The organism is Chryseobacterium camelliae, from assembly GCF_002770595.1.
Classification (GTDB): domain Bacteria; phylum Bacteroidota; class Bacteroidia; order Flavobacteriales; family Weeksellaceae; genus Chryseobacterium; species Chryseobacterium camelliae.
On sequence record NZ_CP022986.1, the window covers coordinates 2,789,767 to 2,807,022 of the forward strand.

Here is a 17,256-nt window from a genome sequence, read left to right on the forward strand (position 1 = left end):
TTCTAAAAGTCAGCTGTAAGCTGGCACATCAACAATATTAATGGTCTTTAACTAAAATTTAAGTTATGGGAAGTACAAGATACGATATGGACGCTCGTTTCGACAGAGCAAGAAAAATGGGCTATGCATCTAAAAGTGCAGGTGAAATTTTCACTCAGAATGCTAAAAGAATGGCACATGAGTCTATGAATCCAAACGGCATCCTTTTCAGGGAAGCCAGGGACTCATCCGTACACCCGGAATCATTTCCGATTATTTTAGGACTGGACGTTACCGGAAGCATGGGTCATATCCCGTACAACCTGATCCAGGAAGGCCTTCCAAAACTTATGGGAGGAATTATCCAGGGCGGGGTTCCAGATGCCGCATTACTGTTTATGGGGATCGGAGACCATGAATGCGATCATTATCCTTTACAGGTCGGGCAGTTTGAATCCGGAGACGAAGAACTGGATATGTGGCTCACCAGAACCTATATTGAATCCGGCGGCGGTGGCAACGGCGGAGAAAGTTATCTTTTAGCCTGGTATTTTGCCGCTTTCCACACCAGGACAGATGCTTTTGAGAAAAGAAACCAGAAGGGGATTCTCTTTACGGTAGGTGACGAACCCTGTTTAAAAACCCTTCCAGCCTCTGCCATCAGGGAGATTATGGGAACGGGACAGCAGACATTCAGCCATAAGGAACTGTTGGCCGAAGCTCAAAGAAAATATGAAATATATCACATTAACGTTTTGCATTCAGACCAGGCAGTGCGTGCAGACCGCGGATGGAAAGAATTACTGGGACAGAACTGTATTTCCATTACAGACTACCGGGATGTTCCTTATGTGATCAAAGAAATTGTCTGCAAAACCCGCAGGACTGGAAACACTGAACACAAAGACGGGTGGGGCGGAATGTTACAAAGATTCCTGAAATGAAAACAGCAGATATCATCATAGGTTTGGGATTCGGGGACGAAGGAAAAGGGATTACCACAGATTTCCTGGCAGCCCGGAATCCCGATGCAGTGGTCATCCGGTTTTCCGGAGGCCAGCAGGCGGCGCATACGGTGATGATCGGCGACCGGAAACATGTGCATTCCAGCTTTTGCAGCGGGGCTTTGCGGGGACTGCCATCTTACTTCACCGAGCACTGCACCATTCATCCTGTATTTATGTACAATGAGTGGAAGGAACTGAAAAGCAAGAATGGAAATACCAGCCTCCATATCCATCCGCTGGCTAAAGTAACCACCCCTTTTGATGTCCTTCACAACAGGAAAGACATCAGGAATACGCAGCACGGAACCTGCGGGAAAGGTATTGGAGCTACGATGAAAAGACATGAAAGCCCATACCGGCTGTTTGCTGCCGACCTGATAGCGCCGAGAGCCATGCTGATTGAAAAACTGAAAGGTATTGCTTTCTACTATGGTTTTTCGGACGGAGAAGAAATACAGGCGGCCCTGGATGACTTTCTGCATGCCATTGATCAGATGGAATGGAAAATTGAGGGCTACAGCTACCTGGATACATTTGACCATCTGATTTTTGAAGGAAGCCAGGGAATCCTGCTGGATATGGACCACGGTGTTTTTCCGAATGTGACCTATGCCCGTACCACCTCAAAAAATGCGTATGAGGTATGCAGGCAGATCGGGATTGACCACATAGAAATGTATTACGTAACCAGAAGTTATGCAACACGCCACGGAAACGGCTGGATGAGCAATGAAAAAGAGCTTTCATTACAGAATAATGACGAAGAAACCTGTACCTTTAATGAATACCAGGGAGCCTTCCGGACCGGTGATCTGGATTACGAACTGCTGAATTATGCGCTGAAAGTAGACGAAGGCTATGGTTCTGCACACCGAAAGCATCTGGTAGTTACCTGCCTGGATCAGCTGGATGTACCGTTTAAGCTTGAAAAACTGGAGGTAAAGTTTGAAGCGGTATTTGGGTCTTATGCTCCGTATTCAAATGCATTCAGAAGAATTGACGGTTTGGAATAGCCTGTCTGGTGCAACCGATGTATCGATTGTTAAACGGACAAGAATAAAATTAAGGATGAACACGATAGAATATCTAAAAGGCGACGCAACAAGGCCGGCATCTGAAGGAAATGCCATCATCGCCCATATCTGCAATGATATCGGAGGCTGGGGAAAAGGTTTCGTCATGGCCATCTCCGGAAAATGGAAGGAGCCGGAAGCAGCGTACAGGAAGTGGTTTAAAAGCAAGGAACACTTCAGCCTTGGTGAAATTCAGATGGTTCAGGTAGAAGAAGGCCTCTGGATCTGCAATATGATCGGGCAGCATAAAACAATTTCAAAGTCAGGAGGAAAGCCGCCGATCCGGTATGAGGCTGTCGAACAATGCCTGGAGAAATTGGCTGCTGAAGCTTTGCAACGGAATGCTTCCGTTCATATGCCTAGAATAGGCTGCGGACTGGCCGGCGGAAAATGGGAAGAAATAGAACCGATCATCGGGCGGACTTTACTGAATCATCAACTGAAGGTTTTCGTGTATGATTTTAAATAAGATGAAATTCAATCTTAAAAGCCTGATGATAACAGGTATCATTAATTAAATTAGAAATATGAAGATCGAACTCATTAAAGGCGATATCACCAAAATACAAGCAGGAGCCATCGTTAATGCGGCCAATTCCTCTTTGTTGGGCGGTGGCGGGGTAGACGGGGCCATTCACCGGGCAGGCGGAAAGCAGATCCTTGAAGAATGTATCATGATCAGGAACAAACAAGGAAAATGCAATACCGGGGAAGCGGTAGTAACTACAGCGGGAAATCTTCCGGCGCAATATGTCATTCATACGGTTGGCCCGGTCTGGAATGGGGATGAAAAAGAGTGCGCTTCTCTGTTGGAGAACTGCTACAACAATTCATTGAAACTGGCAGAAAGCCTGGATGTAAAAACAATTGCATTTCCTAACATCAGTACCGGGGTCTATCGCTTTCCGAAAGAACGGGCAGGACAAATTGCGGTGGAGACTGTAAAGAACTTCCGGTCAGACAGCATTGAAAAAATTATTTTCGTCTGTTTTGATGATGAAAATGAAGCGATTTATAAAAGGCTTTTAGCATAATGAAAAAGTATAATTTCAGATTTGTATATGATCCAGAAAATCAAAATATAGGATTGACCACTGATGAAATTAATGTATTTCAAAAAGAATTACACCTGAAATTTCCGGAAGCTTATATATTGTATCTTCAGACTGCAGGGAAGAACTCAAATGTTTTTCCTGTTGAAGATAATCCTGAAAAATTAAAAAGAATCCAGGAGGAGTTGAGGGCAGAATTAGAACAGCTGAAGTTGCCAGAAAATAAAAATGTTTTTTGCTTAAGAAAAGATAATTATTATTGTAACTATTTTCAGAGAAATTTTGAATCTTACCTTTTTTTAACTTGTATGAAAACGCAGAAAATTCTAAACTGTATCTTCTTGATGAAATTTGCATCAATGAAGGATGGAATGCTTTTCAGAAACAGGTGACAGAAAAAGATGATTTTGTATCGTTTATTAACAATAAAACGAGAGAGAAATATGGAATCAGTATAAGGCAGCATTTTAAAAATATTCCCTTGTACATTATTTCTGTACCGATAACTATTGCTATCGTAACAGTTATGGCCTTTCAGGTTATAAAAGAAAAAATTGTAAACAAATGAAAAAATTAACCGTATTAACCGGTGCCGGAATCAGTGCCGAAAGCGGAATAAAGACCTTCAGGGACGGAGACGGGCTCTGGGAAAATCACAGCATCACCGATGTGGCCAGTCCGGAAGGATGGCGGAAAGACCGGGCACTGGTCCTGGAATTCTATAACCAGAGGCGGCGCCAGCTTCATGAAGTGGAGCCTAATGAGGCACACCGGTTACTGGCAGAACTGGAAAACTATTTCGAGGTACAGATCATTACGCAAAATATTGATGACCTGCATGAGCGGGCCGGTTCTACCCATATCCTGCATCTGCATGGAGAGTTGTTCAAATCCTGCTCCTGCAATAATAAAAATCTGATTTATGAGCATAAAAACGACATCAATATCGGTGATAAAGCCGAAGATGGTGCTCAGCTAAGGCCGTTTATCGTCTGGTTCGGGGAAGAAGTCCCGTTGATGAAGGAAGCGACGAAAATAGTTAAGGAAGCCGATATCTTCCTGGTGATCGGAACTTCTCTTCAGGTATATCCTGCTGCCGGGTTGCTGCATGATATTAAAGAGGACTGCCTTCTGATCGTTATCAATCCCAACGAAACAGGTTTCGGCTACGGGCAGAGAGCGGTGGTGATGAAAGAAACGGCCACTCAGGGAATGAAGCTGCTGTTTGATCAACTGGTAAATCTTGCCTGATGAAAAATAGTGTAAAAGCGGGAATTTTCGGAGTCTGTATAGGCGATGCGCTGGGTGTGCCGGTAGAATTTAAAAAAAGAGCAGATCTTAAAAGGGCTCCTGTTACAAATATGCAGGCGTTTGGATCCTGGAACCAGCCGAAAGGAACATGGAGTGATGACAGTTCGTTAACACTTTGCCTGGCTGAAAGTTTAACAGACGGCTATGATCTGGAAAAGATTGGCGAAAGCTTTGTGAAATGGGTAGAAGACGGACACTGGACGGCGCATGGGAAGCTTTTTGATATCGGAGGAACAACCCGGCATTCCATTGCAAGGCTCATCAAAGGGGAAAGCGCCAGGTTTTCAGGGAATATTTTTGAAGAAGATAATGGAAATGGTTCTTTAATGAGAATCCTGCCGTTAGCATTTTATCTTAAGGACGAAGAAAATATCGAAAGTTTATACCGGACGGTAAAGGAGGTGTCATCCATTACGCACGGGCATTTCCGCTCTGTTTTTGCCTGCTTTGTCTATGTGGTTTTTGCAATTGCATTGATCAAAGGAAAAGATAAAAGAGAAGCATATACCCATACGCAAAGAGTAGCTTCAGAATTTGCAGAAATTCAGGGTTTTAACCCAAAAGAAATTAAACTTTTTGAACGGATTCTGAAAAATGATATTTCTGTCTGTCCTGAAGATGAAATAAATTCCGGGGGTTACGTCCTTCACAGCCTGGAAGCCTCATTATGGTGTTTCCTGAATTCCGAAAACTATTCCGAAGCAGTTCTGAAAGCCGTTAATCTAGGCGAGGATACCGATACCACCGGAGCCATCACCGGCGGACTGGCAGGATTGTATTACGGCTTTGAAAGTATACCTGAAGAGTGGGTGGCAGAGCTGGTAAGGAAAGACGATATTGAGAAGCTGAGTATAACATTAGAAGATCAATTGATGAAATAAATATCATGGATGAACAACAGAAAAAGAAAATCAGCAAATTTTTAAGCCTTGTGCTCAGGCATAAGCCTGAAACCATCCATCTGAATTTGGATGAAAACGGATGGGCATATGTTGATGAATTAATCACAAAATCAAGAAGAGATTCTTATCATGCTTTTACTTTCGAGGAACTCGATGAGATCGTGGCAACCAATGATAAACAACGGTTTATTTTTAATAAGGATAAAAAGAAAATCCGCGCAAATCAGGGACACTCGGTAGCCATCGACCTGGCTTTACAGTCACGACAGCCACCGGAATTCCTGTACCATGGAACGGCAGAAGTCAATGTTCCGTCCATCCTTGAAAACGGGATTGAAAAGCGCAGCCGGCAGCATGTGCACTTAAGCCAGGATAAAGAAACCGCCACCAAAGTAGGAATGCGGCACGGGAAGCCGGTTATTCTGACGGTTCTGACCGGAAAAATGCATGAGGACGGAATGCTGTTTTATCTTTCGGACAATAAAGTCTGGCTGACGGATTTTGTAGCTCCGGAATATATTATGAAGGTATGAAAAGAACATTAGCAATAGGTGACATCCACGGAGGGCTCAGAGCCCTGAAGCAGGTCCTGGAAAGGGCAAACGTTACCAAAGATGATGCATTGATCTTCCTGGGAGATTATGTAGACGGCTGGAGCGAATCTGCCATGGTGATCGATTTTTTAATGAATGTTGCAGAAGGCCAGGACTGTATCTTCATCAGAGGCAACCACGATGCCTGGTGTGAAGACTGGCTTTTTTCCGGAAAAAGTGATGACACCTGGCTGTCCAACGGCGGAAGAAGTACGGTTGAAGTTATACGGCCTATTCTCCGGATAAACAGGAAATGCACCTGGAATTTTTCCGGCGGATGAAAAACTATCATGCAGATGAGGAAAACCGCCTGTTTATTCACGCAGGGTATTCTTCCATGCACGGTCCGGATAAAGAAGTATACTCTACCAATTACCGCTGGGACAGGACGCTTTGGGAAACTGCTGTAGCCATGGATAAAAAGCTGTCCAGAAATTCCATACTGTATCCCAAGAGGTTCCTCCTGTACAAAGAAATATTCATCGGCCATACCCCGACCCTGCATCTGGAAAGTAAAGAACCGTTACATAAGGCCAATATCTGGAATATTGATACCGGAGCAGGTTTCACCGGATCACTGACCATCATGGATATCCATACCAAAGAATTCTGGCAGAGCGATCCGCTTCCTGGGTTATATCCTGATGAGACAGGACGTAATAAGGAGGCTGTTAAGACACTGAAATAGTTCCTTACTTAGAGTTGGATCCATGGTATGCACAGACCAAACCATCTCTGCTGGAAGGATGAATCAGCCAAAACTCATGAATTGGGAGTAGATTATCCTACATAGCGATACATACCAGATGAATGCTCTTTCCATCCCGCCAAATGCTTTAAATAAGGTCAATCCGTTTCCAAAAACTTTAAGTAATTTTAAAGCCTGAAATTCCCATCAATGAAACTATATGCCCTTTTGTTTCTTTTTGCTTCATCCCTGCTGTATTGCCAGAACGGTTTTAAAACGCCTTTTGAAGAAGGCAATGGCAACCGGACGGTAACGTATGACGAAATGAATGCCTGGTATGAAAACCTGGCGAGGAATTTCAGCACCATCCAATACCTGAAAAAAGGAGAGGATGACAATGGAAAACCAATTTATGTAGTCCTGTATAATCCTTTTCCGGAAAAAGACATGGAACGGCTGAGAAAAGAAAAAGCAGTGCTGTTCATCAATAACGGAATCCATCCCGGTGAACCGGATGGCATTGATGCCACCATGATGCTGATGCGGGATCTGGCAACCGGTAAGATCAGGCGCCCGCAGAATTTTGTGGTGGCCGCTATTTCAGCCTATAATGTCAGCGGAATGCTGAACAGAGGTTCATTTTCAAGAGCCAATCAGAATGGCCCCGAAGCATACGGGTTCCGGGGTAACGCGAGGAATTATGACCTGAACCGGGATTTCATTAAAGCCGATACGAAGAATGCAAGAAGCTTCCAGCAGATCTACCAGTGGCTGAAACCGGATGTTTTTATTGATAACCACGTCAGCAACGGCGCAGATTATCAGTATACTTTTACCTATATCTCCACATTCAAGGAGCGCCTGGGTCATGTTTTGGGAAATTATTTCTACACAACTTATCAGGCAAAAAACCTGGAAGACCTGAAAAAGATCGGGTATGAAAGTACCCCCTATGTCAATATTCACGGGGATGTTCCCGAAGTGGGATTCGCTGCTTTCGAGGATTCACCGAGATATTCTACGGGATATACCACTTTATTCAATACACTGGGTACGGTTCCCGAAACGCATATGCTGAAACCCTATGATAAAAGGGTGGATGCTACCTATCAGTACATGTTGGTCAACCTGAAGAATTTAGACCAGGAGTACAAAAAGATCAGGCAGCTCCGCATCGAAAACCTGAAGCAATACCAGCCGGGAAAACGGTATGGGATCCGATGGAAGATCGATTCCACAAAGTATACGACCATGGATTTCAAAGGCTATGAAGGAAAGTATAAGCCGAGTGACATTTCAGGGAAGCCCAGGTTGTATTATGACCGCAATAAGCCCTTTACGAAAAATATAAAGCTGTTTACGACTGCGGTGCCTACCGGTTACATTACCATTCCGGAGTATTATGTCGTTCCACAGTCACAATACCGGGTGATCGAGGAATTGAGAAGGAACAATATTCAGATGAAGCCGATAAGGAAGGACAGCACCATTGCTGTGGAAGCCTATAAAATCAATGATTTTAAAACCGTTAAAAACCCTTATGAAGGGCATTACCTGCATTTTGACACTGGCGTGGAAGCTTCCAACAGGACCATTGCCTTTATGGCAGGGGATTACCTGGTGCCCACCCGGCAGGAAGGGGTGAAATACATCATTGAGACCTTGGAGCCTGAAGCACTGGACTCTTTCTTCAACTGGAATTTCTTTGATGGGATTTTAGCACAGAAAGAATATTATTCAGCCTATATCTTTGAAGACACGGCTTCCGGCCTTCTGAAAAAAGACCGTGATCTGAAACAGAAATTTGAGGCTAAGAAAGCTTCCGATCCTGCATTTGCAGAAGACGGGACTGCCCAGCTGGACTGGATCTACAGGAATTCGCCTTATTTTGAAGAGAAAACCTTCCGGCAGTATCCGGTATTCAGGATTCTGAATCCTTAGCCAACGCTTAATATGGTCTTCCAAATGATCATTTTAAGCCGATCAGGTTCAGAAACATAGTCCTTTTTTACACCAGCGTGTTCGTATGGTACTAAAAATAGTCTGTCACTGCTGTAAAAACACCATAAAAAATTCTCCGAAAATTCAAATATCATTATATTTGTTGTAATGGCAACAAAGGCACTCTTTAATACGGTGGTCAACTGGTTTATCCGTCAGCGGATCGATCAGATCCAGAATTTTATCGACCATCCTATTGAAACTCAGAAAGGTATCCTGTTTTCTCAGCTGTTTCATGCTGAAGACACGGAATATGGGAAGAAGTATGGGTTCAATTCCATATCCAGCTATCAGGACTTTAAGAACAAGGTTCCGGTAGTTTGCTACGAAGATATGGAGCCTTATATCGAAAAGGCGCGGCAGGGATGCAAAGATGTAAGCTGGCCCGGATACATCAAGCATTTTGCGAAATCTTCCGGTACCACCAATGCCAAAAGCAAATTTATCCCCATTTCTGCAGAAAGCCTTGAATACTGCCATATGAAAGCCGGAAAAGACATGGTGTCCATATATGCCAACAACCATCCTGAAAACCAGCTTTTCACCAACAAAAACCTGCGCCTGGGCGGAAGCTCAGAGCTGTATGCGGACTTTAATACCAAATTCGGGGACCTTTCGGCGATCCTGATTGATAACCTGCCTTTCTGGGTGGAAGTGACGACGACGCCGAGCAAGAAAGTTTCGCTGATGTCCGAATGGGAAAGCAAGCTGAAAGCGATTGTTTCCGAAGTGAAAAATCAGGATGTCGGCAGTATCCTGGGCGTACCGAGCTGGATGATGGTACTGTTGCAGAGGATCTTAAATGAGAAAGACATCAGCAGCATTTCCGAGCTCTGGCCAAACCTTGAGGTATTCTTCCACGGCGGGATCAGCTTTAAGCCTTACCGGGAACAGTACAAGCAGATCATCGGCAAAAAGATCAACTATTACGAAATTTATAATGCCTCTGAAGGGTTTTTCGGCATCCAGGACCGGTCAGACAGCGATGAAATGCTGCTGATGCTGGATTACGGGATCTTCTATGAATTTATTCCGATGGACCAGTTTCACTCTTCTAACCGGAAAGTCGTGAACCTGGAAGACGTGGAAATCGGCAGGAATTATGCCATGGTCATCACTACCAACGGGGGACTTTGGAGGTATCTGATCGGTGATACAGTGGTCTTCACTTCCGTAAATCCGTTCAGGATTAAAATTACGGGAAGAACAAAGCATTATATCAATGCGTTCGGGGAAGAGCTGATGATCACCAACGTAGAATCTGCGCTTTCCAGGGCCTGTGAAGAAACCGGTGCTTACATTACGGAATTTACCGGAGCGCCGATATTCATGAAAGAAAATGAAAGCGGAGCCCATGAGTGGATCTTTGAATTCAGCCGCCAGCCGGATAGCCTGGAACATTTCATCGACATTTTTGACAACCACCTTAAATCCATCAATTCGGATTATGAGGCTAAAAGATACAACAATATCACCCTGAAACGGCCGGTAGTGCATAGGGCACGGCCTAACCTTTTTTACTGCTGGCTGGAGTCCAAAGGCAAGCTGGGAGGGCAGAATAAAGTCCCGAGGCTGTGCAACGACCGGGAATATATGGATCCTTTGCTGGAAATGAACAGATAAAAAAAAACCGCAGTCTCCTGCGGTTTTGTATTGGTGGTTACTTTTTAAGGTCTTCTTTAAGCTTCCTGGCCCCTTCTTCCACTTTTGAAGCGCCTTTGGCGGCGGCATCTTTTACATCGTTCCCGATTTCCTTTCCGGCTTCTTTGAGGTCTTTCCCGGCCTCTTTAAGGTCCTGCTTTGTTTTTTGCGCGGCAGCATCGATCTTTTCACCGGTTTCATGGGCTTTTACTTTTGCATTTTGTCGCGCTTCATTAACTTTAGAAGTGTCTACCAGTCCGGTATTTTCTGTTACTGTAGTCGTGGTCGTTACAGATCCGTCAGGATTTTCTACCTGTTCTGTTTTGGTCGTTGATTTGGTGCATGAAGCTACCATAACTGAAACCAGCAATCCTGCTAAAATTTGTTTTTTCATATTGTATATTTTTTAAAAGGTTAATTTCATCCTATTGGGCTGCCGGTGCAGGCGGATCTGCCTGTTGCTTTTCCCGGGCTGCTTTTTTCTTTTCTTCCTCCAGTTTCTGCTTATTTTCCTGCTCTGCTTCCTTGGCGATACGGTCCTGCTCTGCCTGCAGCCTTGATGCCTCCTTGATAGAATCTTTGTATTTCTGGGAAGACATCCTGATCTGCCTGATCACATCTACAGAGGTGGCCCCCTGTGAAAAAGAGTCTACTGCTGCAGTATCGTAATCCGCTTTAGCGCTGTACTCTGGGTAGGGATCAGCATGCTCTTTCCTGGAACACGAAAGAAATACGGTACCTAAAGCGCAGATAGCAAACACTGAATTTTTCATGAAAGCTAATTTAGCAGAAATTCTGCAATTACAGGATAGTGATCCGATAATTTTACAGAATGGTCTACTTTGTAACTCAGCGGGATAATGGATTTTGAAGTGAATATGTAATCGATTCTCAGCGGGACTTTATAATCATGGAAACTGGTAGAGCTTCCGTTCCCCGCCGTTAGGAATGCATCCTGAAGGTCTTTGCCCAGGTTAAAATATTCATAGGAATTCGGCACGGAATTGAAGTCGCCGGCCAGGATAACCGGATAGGGCGAAAGGTCTACGGCCTTCCTTATTTTCTTGATCTGCTCTTCATGGGCTTTAAAAGTCGGGGTCATATGAGAAAACAGAGCATTGATCTTGCTTCCTTCCTTTCCGATCCCGTCAAACTTCAGCATTGATTTATGCAGCCTGAAGGGTTCCAGATACACATTCACCACCCTTACGATCTTTCCGTTGATATCAATATCCGCATAGAAAGAATTTCCTCTGGACCGGTCTTCTATGAGTTCTGCCTGCCTGATGATCCTGTGTTTGGTTTTCAGGATCACGGTAGGATATTTTACCATGTCTTTTTTAATCGCGTGGTTGGTATCTTTTTCCTGGACGAGAATGATATCTGCCTTCTGGTCCTCAATATATTTTTTAACCTTATCCCAACCGAAGAAACCGTATTTTACATTGAACGTCAGTACTTTAATATTACGCATTGACTTTACATCTTCCTTCTCCGGCGAAAAGTTAATCCAGCGCCGTATAGGGTTGTAAAACAGGAATGTGACCGCTACAAAGGCTAATGCAATTTTTTCCCTTTTGAAAGCCCATATCAGGGTCAGGATGATATGAAGGATAATCAGATAAGGAAACCCGAGGGAGAGAAAATTCAGGTTGGCAAGGATATTAGGCGGTATCCATGCATTCCCTAAGGTACACAACAACAGAATAATGACGATAATATGAATACCTAATAAGATCCGTGGCAGTTTCATGAAGCAGTATCAATCCGCTAACTTTAAGCAAAAATCTTACCAGTAAGGCCGGTCTTAACTAATTTTGGGAGTTTTTAGCATTTAATCTGAAGGTGGCCAGCACCGGATCATGATCCGATAAATTAACGGAACGGTCTACATGGTAACTTACTGCTTCTATATTCTTTGAAGTGAATATATAATCAATTCGTATAGGGAATTTATAATCGTGGAAGCTGGTGCCGCTGCCGCGTCCGGCTTCTACAAATGCATCTTTCAGGTATCCGGCGATGTGATAATATTCGTAAGAATTGGGAACCGCATTGAAGTCTCCGGCTACAATCACGGGGTAAGGAGAATGTTCAGCAGCTTGTCTGATGAGTTCTACCTGCTCCTGATGGATTTTAAAGGTAGACAGGAGCCTGCTGAGAACATTTTTGACTTTTACCTTGTCCTCCTGCTCGTTACCGTTGAGCTTCAGGTTTTCCTTTTCAAAATAATACGACTGTAGGTGGACATTGATGATACGGTAGATGTTTCCTTTAATTTCAATATCATTTTGTGTCGCATAAGCATTTTCTGTATCCCCGTTTCTATTTTCAATCAATTCTTTCTGGCTGATGATCTTATATTTGGATAGGATGGAAACGACAGCATTGGTTTTTTTTTCAGGAAAGCCTTTAAAATAGCTTACATCATAACATTCCTGCAAAAGCACAATGTCCGGGTTGTTTTGGCTGACATAGCGCTGAATTTCATCCTGTCCATATTTTCCGCCTTTGATGTTATAGGACATGATCTTCAGGTCCGGTGTTGTTTTACTGGGCGGAGTATAATTGATCCAGCGGATGGTTGCATTAAAAAAAAGAAGGCCAAACAAAAGGAATATAACGGCTCTTTTCTTCCACAGTACAATCCATAGAAATGTCAGCAGGATATAAGCAATCATCAGGATCGGAAAACCCAGAGACAGCAGATTAAGCCAGGAAAAAGTTTTAGGCGAAATGTAATCGTTCAGCAGCATGGCTGACAAAAGCATAAGAATCCCTACATGAACGAGCAGAAACACAAAACGGACAATCTTCACAAATGTATTTTTTAATTAAAACGGTAGATGTGTTTTCTCCAGCTTCTGGCCAGGAGCCAGCCTACCAGTGCGCCTCCTACATGGGCAAAGTGAGCAATTCCGCCTGCATTTCCGGATACTCCCAGAAATACGGAAACCACAATAATAACCGGCAGTAAAAATTTTACTTTTACCGGAACAGGAATAAACATGATCATGATCTTGGCATCAGGATAGAGCGTAGCAAATGCAGCAATAACCCCGAAGATGGCTCCTGATGCGCCCACCATAGGAACCCTGAGTGCCATGTACAGCTGTTGTGACAGAGCCTGTCCTTCAGGTGTTTTTGCGCTGATCTGAAGGTCTCCGGAATATCCGATTGCTGCTTTAGGATAAATTTCAGAGGCATTCAGCCCTAATTGCTCCATGCCGGAAACAATCTGCTGTACTTCAATAAAATTCCAGAGGTTAAACAGGATAAATGCTCCGATACCACAGGCAAAATAAAGGATCAGGTATCTTTTTTCTCCCAGGCTTTGTTCCAGGATCGGCCCGAAACTCCATAAAGTCAGCATATTGAATAAAATGTGCATGATGCTTCCGTGCATGAACATATGGGTGATGATCTGCCAAGAATGGAAGTTGGGTGAAAAAGGATAATAGGCTGCAAGCGTCTCATTGAGCTGCGGGAATATAAACGACGTTATAACAAAAACGATAACGTTAATGATGATAATATTTCGTGTAATTGGAGGTAGCGTATTAAACATTGCTTAAAATTTGGATTTAAAATCATTGAAAGGGACCTCGTAAAAGCATCTTTTGCCATTAGGCAGGAATTCCGGAAAACCGAGCGCCGTAAAATCCCTGATCAGCTGTTCCGCATCCTTCTTGTAAATAAAATCAAACCTGGATTTGGACTGCATTTTATTCCACTGGTTCTGGTAAAAGTGCATGAATTCGTCTTCCGTACGGTATTCCAGTATTTCAAAAAGATCTTCAAGGAACTTCATGACCTGGGTTTCTTTCAGGCCTTCAGGCACAGCATCGATCCTCAGTACGCTTTCATGAGCAATTTTCATGTCAAACCCTAATTCCGGAAGGAATTTCTTGATGGATTTGTATTTGTTTTTCTCAATTTCGTTCATATGGTACTCCAGGGAGAAAAGCAGGGCATGGGTATTGGGCACGCCTTTTTTAGAAGGTCTCGTACTTTCTGCTACTACCAGCCTGTGCATCCTGCCCAGGTCCAGCATCAGGGTCCTGTCGCCTTTATTGAACAGCCAGTAGCCGCTCGGGAGCCTCATCAGGTCCTCATCGAAATCCTCATCTTCAAAAAGGTTAATCTTGGAAGGTTCCGCAGAAATATTCTGGTGGTACATCTCTGCCAGGTTACTGATCTCCGTCTGCTTAAACTCCCGCTCCTGAAGGAAAGGATTGTAATCCCTGTCAACAATGATTTCAGGCATCTTTACCGTACCGCTGTTCGCTTTGCTCGGGAACGATTTCTGCATGATTTCATCGATCTTCGGATCCTTTTCAAAGTCCAGGCTGGGAGCTACATTGTAGATTCCCAGGGATCTTTTTATGGTGGAACGGATCAGCGCAAAAATAAGGTGCTCATCCTCAAATTTAACTTCCGTTTTCTGGGGATGGATGTTGACATCGATTTTCTCAGGGTCAAGCTCCAGGTACAGGAAGAAGGTGGGAATATAACCCGGCAGAAGCAGGCCATCAAAAGCTTCCTGCACTGCTTTGTTGAAATAAGCGCTTTTAAAGTACCTTCCGTTGACGAACAGGAACTGTTCCCCTCTGGTCTTTTTGGCTCCCTCCGGTTTGGCTACGAAGCCATGGAGCTGGCACCAGATGATATCTTCTTTGATCGGGATCAGCTGCGGCTGGAGTTTCCTTCCGAAAATATCCACGATACGCTGCATCTGGCTTCCCTTTCTCAGCCTGAATACGGCTTCGTCATCGTGGTAAAGCGAGAACTCCAAGTTTTCATGGGCCAGGGCTACCCGCTGGAACTCATCAATCACATGCCTGAATTCGATATTATTGTTTTTCAGGAATTTCCTGCGGGCAGGGACATTGTAAAAAAGATTCTTAACGAGGAAGTTGGAGCCTTCGGCAGTCTGTACAGGATCCTGGAACTGGAATACGCCGCCTTCAATGTAAATATTGGTTCCGATAGAGGCTCCTGCCTGTTTGGTCCTCAGCTCCACCTGCGATACGGCAGCAATAGAAGCCAGTGCCTCACCCCTGAACCCTTTGGTTGATATTTTGAAAATGTCTTCCGTTCCTTTTATCTTGGAGGTAGCATGCCGCTCAAAAGCCATTCTGGCATCCGTCTCAGACATTCCTTTGCCGTCATCAACTACCTGGATGAGATTCTTGCCCGCATCCCGTACGATCAGTTCTATCTTGGCAGCCTCTGCATCGATCGCATTTTCCAAGAGTTCCTTCACAATAGATGCAGGCCTCTGCACGACTTCCCCTGCAGCAATCTGGTTGGCTACATGATCCGGTAAAAGCTGAATAATATCTGACATAAAAACGTAAATCAACTTACAAAAATAGTCAATGAAAACGGGAATAAAAACATTCCAGCCGTGAATTAAGATTTAATTATCAACAATTAAGAACGTTTTATCAAGGTCTTTGTGTGGATAAAATAACAACCCCCTAATTGCAGAGAGAATTAGAGGATTGCTTCAGCTAAGTTTACACAAAATTAATACTGATATTGTTTTTTATTATTTGTCGAAGACAAGGTTCCTTTTTTCTTTTTTATCAGGCTGTTCCCCATGGATCTTTTCATACAGGGACGCTACCACATTGGGTTTCTTATAAATTTTCGCATACCGGTACTGCGTATTGAAATGCCTTAAATGGATTTTATAGGCGTCATACCCGATTACCACCAATAGACAGGCGCTGATCACATAAAACACCCTGAATTCCAGGTGATAATAGGTAAGCCCGGAGAAGATCGCTCCCATTACATATGAGATCATGATGCTCATCAGAAGCTTGGCTCTTGCCGTAAGCTCGGGATTGCTCCTGAACTTTTTCTGCGTAAACATGGAAAACAGGATTCCAAGGTCGGTTGTAGTTCCTGTAAGATGGGTGGTTTTAACAGAGAAGTTGGAAATGCTTGCCGTAAGCCCGTTCTGAAGCCCTGTGGCAAACAACATGAGAGCAACCAGTGCCTCGGTTTCCCCGAGCGTCTGCTGGTAATACAGCTGCCCGTACACCCCTACAAACATCAGGCATATAATCTCCAGAACAATCGGCATGGCATGGGCAAAATACTTGCTCTTCCGGTTAAAGTTGATCACAATAAAATTGGACACGAAACCTCCGAAGAAGAATAAGAAAATCCATCCTCCCACCACGGCTACCTGTGACCAGTTACCCTTGCTGATTTCCGCTGCAAAAATGGCATAATGCCCCGTTACATTGGAGGTAAAGGAAAGGAAGATCAGTAATGAGGCAATATTGATGGTCCCTGCGGTAAAAGCAGTCAGAGTCCCCAGCCTGATATTATCTCCCAACGTTCTGCTATTACTGTATTTTCTTAACATGTTCTAATTTTTTTTAAAGTGTTTTTTCTGATTTGAATGGTCAAACCTCTACAAAGATCTCAGCGAGTTTTCCTCTTTCTGGGAGCTTCTCACGGGTATCCAGTGAAATCTCGCGCGACTGAAGGTCTGCGTTCTTCCTGATATAAGGAATGATGTCAAACATGCCCTTATCTCTGCTCCTGACCGATGAGGAAAAATATGCTTCCTCAACAGAATTCGATTTTACGTATTGGTTAAACGTACGCTGGAAGCTTCCTGTAAAAACATCACAGGTAATTTTGCTGATCAGATGAGGGTACTTGTTCCTGATGATGCTGTAGGCTTCACAGAATTCCTTAGGCCTGATTTTATTGAAGATGCTGCCTTTCGTGTTGAACAGAAGATCCCTGATGGAATCCCCGGTATCATAACCCGAAACCAAAAGAACATGGTATTGATTGGAATCTCCCGATTCATCTTTCTCTTTGAGAACTTTTTTCAAAATATTCAGCGACTCCAGGGAGTAGTCTGTGGCAATTAAAATGGTCCTGTTCATATCTCAAGGTTTTGCGTTATCTTAATTTTTGATACTACAAAACTAAAGCGACCGTATTAGAAGAGCTTTGGAATGAAATTAAAATGTGA

Annotated in this window: 18 protein-coding genes and 1 pseudogene; 11 read left to right on the forward strand and 8 right to left on the reverse strand. The window is 43.8% G+C overall.

Annotation, left to right across the window (positions count from 1 at the left end; translation table 11 throughout):
* The first annotated feature begins 65 nt into the window (after positions 1-65).
* The 11 genes and pseudogenes from CGB83_RS12900 (at position 66) to CGB83_RS12955 (ending at position 10,229) form a co-directional block, all read left to right on the forward strand.
* Complete coding sequence (locus tag CGB83_RS12900) at positions 66-923, forward strand: hypothetical protein (RefSeq protein WP_228419921.1); 858 nt, start codon at positions 66-68, stop codon at positions 921-923.
* Entirely contained in the window at positions 920-1,999 is a 1,080-nt protein-coding gene (locus CGB83_RS12905) for an adenylosuccinate synthetase (RefSeq protein WP_100076160.1), read from the forward strand. The genes CGB83_RS12900 and CGB83_RS12905 overlap by 4 nt, the downstream gene beginning before the upstream one ends.
* Positions 2,000-2,054: 55 nt before the next feature.
* Entirely contained in the window at positions 2,055-2,528 is a 474-nt protein-coding gene (locus CGB83_RS12910; RefSeq protein ID WP_100077590.1) for a macro domain-containing protein, read from the forward strand.
* A 58-nt stretch (positions 2,529-2,586) separates the two neighbouring features.
* Complete coding sequence (locus CGB83_RS12915) at positions 2,587-3,093, forward strand: O-acetyl-ADP-ribose deacetylase (protein ID WP_100076161.1); 507 nt, start codon at positions 2,587-2,589, stop codon at positions 3,091-3,093.
* Positions 3,093-3,503, forward strand: coding sequence for an SMI1/KNR4 family protein (locus tag CGB83_RS12920; protein ID WP_100076162.1), 411 nt, complete (start codon positions 3,093-3,095; stop codon positions 3,501-3,503). The genes CGB83_RS12915 and CGB83_RS12920 overlap by 1 nt, the downstream gene beginning before the upstream one ends.
* A 172-nt stretch (positions 3,504-3,675) precedes the next feature.
* Positions 3,676-4,362 (forward strand): SIR2 family NAD-dependent protein deacylase, encoded by a 687-nt coding sequence (locus tag CGB83_RS12930; RefSeq protein WP_100076164.1) that lies wholly within the window; start codon positions 3,676-3,678, stop codon positions 4,360-4,362.
* A complete protein-coding gene (locus tag CGB83_RS12935) occupies positions 4,362-5,303 on the forward strand; it encodes an ADP-ribosylglycohydrolase family protein (protein WP_100076165.1) in 942 nt (313 codons plus the stop codon). Before CGB83_RS12930 ends, CGB83_RS12935 begins: the two co-directional genes overlap by 1 nt.
* Positions 5,304-5,308: 5 nt before the next feature.
* Positions 5,309-5,857, forward strand: coding sequence for an RNA 2'-phosphotransferase (locus CGB83_RS12940; protein WP_100076166.1), 549 nt, complete (start codon positions 5,309-5,311; stop codon positions 5,855-5,857).
* Positions 5,854-6,605: pseudogene (locus tag CGB83_RS12945) on the forward strand (metallophosphoesterase family protein). Before CGB83_RS12940 ends, CGB83_RS12945 begins: the two are co-directional and overlap by 4 nt.
* A 210-nt stretch (positions 6,606-6,815) precedes the next feature.
* Positions 6,816-8,546, forward strand: coding sequence for a M14 family metallopeptidase (locus tag CGB83_RS12950; protein ID WP_100076167.1), 1,731 nt, complete (start codon positions 6,816-6,818; stop codon positions 8,544-8,546).
* A gap of 168 nt (positions 8,547-8,714) precedes the next feature.
* Positions 8,715-10,229: a GH3 auxin-responsive promoter family protein gene (locus CGB83_RS12955; protein WP_100076168.1), complete on the forward strand. Its 1,515-nt coding sequence runs from the start codon at positions 8,715-8,717 to the stop codon at positions 10,227-10,229.
* 37 nt (positions 10,230-10,266) lie between these two features.
* Here the strand turns inward: CGB83_RS12955 and CGB83_RS12960 are convergent, their stop codons facing one another.
* The 8 genes from CGB83_RS12960 to CGB83_RS12995 form a co-directional block, all read right to left on the reverse strand.
* Positions 10,267-10,641: a hypothetical protein gene (locus CGB83_RS12960; protein WP_100076169.1), complete on the reverse strand. Its 375-nt coding sequence runs from the start codon at positions 10,639-10,641 to the stop codon at positions 10,267-10,269.
* 31 nt (positions 10,642-10,672) lie between these two features.
* Positions 10,673-11,020 carry a hypothetical protein gene (locus CGB83_RS12965; RefSeq protein ID WP_100076170.1) on the reverse strand — a complete coding sequence of 116 codons (348 nt, stop codon included), beginning with the start codon at positions 11,018-11,020 and terminating at the stop codon, positions 10,673-10,675.
* A 5-nt stretch (positions 11,021-11,025) separates the two neighbouring features.
* Entirely contained in the window at positions 11,026-12,000 is a 975-nt protein-coding gene (locus CGB83_RS12970; protein ID WP_100076171.1) for an endonuclease/exonuclease/phosphatase family protein, read from the reverse strand.
* A 58-nt stretch (positions 12,001-12,058) separates the two neighbouring features.
* The gene (locus tag CGB83_RS12975) at positions 12,059-13,066 is read right to left on the reverse strand and encodes an endonuclease/exonuclease/phosphatase family protein (protein WP_100076172.1); all 1,008 of its coding nucleotides are present in this window, start codon (positions 13,064-13,066) and stop codon (positions 12,059-12,061) included.
* Positions 13,067-13,077: 11 nt separating this feature from the next.
* Positions 13,078-13,815, reverse strand: a complete 738-nt coding sequence (locus CGB83_RS12980; protein ID WP_100076173.1) for a rhomboid family intramembrane serine protease — start codon at positions 13,813-13,815, stop codon at positions 13,078-13,080.
* A gap of 3 nt (positions 13,816-13,818) precedes the next feature.
* Complete coding sequence (mutL, locus tag CGB83_RS12985) at positions 13,819-15,597, reverse strand: DNA mismatch repair endonuclease MutL (RefSeq protein ID WP_100076174.1); 1,779 nt, start codon at positions 15,595-15,597, stop codon at positions 13,819-13,821.
* Positions 15,598-15,801: 204 nt separating this feature from the next.
* Complete coding sequence (locus CGB83_RS12990; RefSeq protein WP_100076175.1) at positions 15,802-16,632, reverse strand: YoaK family protein; 831 nt, start codon at positions 16,630-16,632, stop codon at positions 15,802-15,804.
* A gap of 40 nt (positions 16,633-16,672) precedes the next feature.
* On the reverse strand, positions 16,673-17,167 hold the full coding sequence (locus CGB83_RS12995; protein WP_100076176.1) for a hypothetical protein: 495 nt from the start codon (positions 17,165-17,167) through the stop codon (positions 16,673-16,675).
* Positions 17,168-17,256: the final 89 nt, after the last annotated feature.

Excerpts from the sequence above, each read along its gene's own strand:
- CGB83_RS12930 (WP_100076164.1), top strand. The coding sequence starts at position 3,676 with ATGAAAAAATTAACCGTATTAACCGGTGCCGGAATCAGTGCCGAAAGC.
- CGB83_RS12935 (WP_100076165.1), top strand. The coding sequence starts at position 4,362 with ATGAAAAATAGTGTAAAAGCGGGAATTTTCGGAGTCTGTATAGGCGAT.
- CGB83_RS12950 (WP_100076167.1), top strand. The coding sequence starts at position 6,816 with ATGAAACTATATGCCCTTTTGTTTCTTTTTGCTTCATCCCTGCTGTAT.
- mutL (WP_100076174.1), bottom strand. The coding sequence starts at position 15,597 with ATGTCAGATATTATTCAGCTTTTACCGGATCATGTAGCCAACCAGATT.
- CGB83_RS12965 (WP_100076170.1), bottom strand. The coding sequence starts at position 11,020 with ATGAAAAATTCAGTGTTTGCTATCTGCGCTTTAGGTACCGTATTTCTT.
- CGB83_RS12970 (WP_100076171.1), bottom strand. The coding sequence starts at position 12,000 with ATGAAACTGCCACGGATCTTATTAGGTATTCATATTATCGTCATTATT.
- CGB83_RS12915 (WP_100076161.1), top strand. The coding sequence starts at position 2,587 with ATGAAGATCGAACTCATTAAAGGCGATATCACCAAAATACAAGCAGGA.
- CGB83_RS12910 (WP_100077590.1), top strand. The coding sequence starts at position 2,055 with ATGAACACGATAGAATATCTAAAAGGCGACGCAACAAGGCCGGCATCT.
- CGB83_RS12990 (WP_100076175.1), bottom strand. The coding sequence starts at position 16,632 with ATGTTAAGAAAATACAGTAATAGCAGAACGTTGGGAGATAATATCAGG.
- CGB83_RS12900 (WP_228419921.1), top strand. The coding sequence starts at position 66 with ATGGGAAGTACAAGATACGATATGGACGCTCGTTTCGACAGAGCAAGA.
- CGB83_RS12955 (WP_100076168.1), top strand. The coding sequence starts at position 8,715 with ATGGCAACAAAGGCACTCTTTAATACGGTGGTCAACTGGTTTATCCGT.
- CGB83_RS12980 (WP_100076173.1), bottom strand. The coding sequence starts at position 13,815 with ATGTTTAATACGCTACCTCCAATTACACGAAATATTATCATCATTAAC.
- CGB83_RS12940 (WP_100076166.1), top strand. The coding sequence starts at position 5,309 with ATGGATGAACAACAGAAAAAGAAAATCAGCAAATTTTTAAGCCTTGTG.
- CGB83_RS12960 (WP_100076169.1), bottom strand. The coding sequence starts at position 10,641 with ATGAAAAAACAAATTTTAGCAGGATTGCTGGTTTCAGTTATGGTAGCT.
- CGB83_RS12920 (WP_100076162.1), top strand. The coding sequence starts at position 3,093 with ATGAAAAAGTATAATTTCAGATTTGTATATGATCCAGAAAATCAAAAT.
- CGB83_RS12905 (WP_100076160.1), top strand. The coding sequence starts at position 920 with ATGAAAACAGCAGATATCATCATAGGTTTGGGATTCGGGGACGAAGGA.
- CGB83_RS12995 (WP_100076176.1), bottom strand. The coding sequence starts at position 17,167 with ATGAACAGGACCATTTTAATTGCCACAGACTACTCCCTGGAGTCGCTG.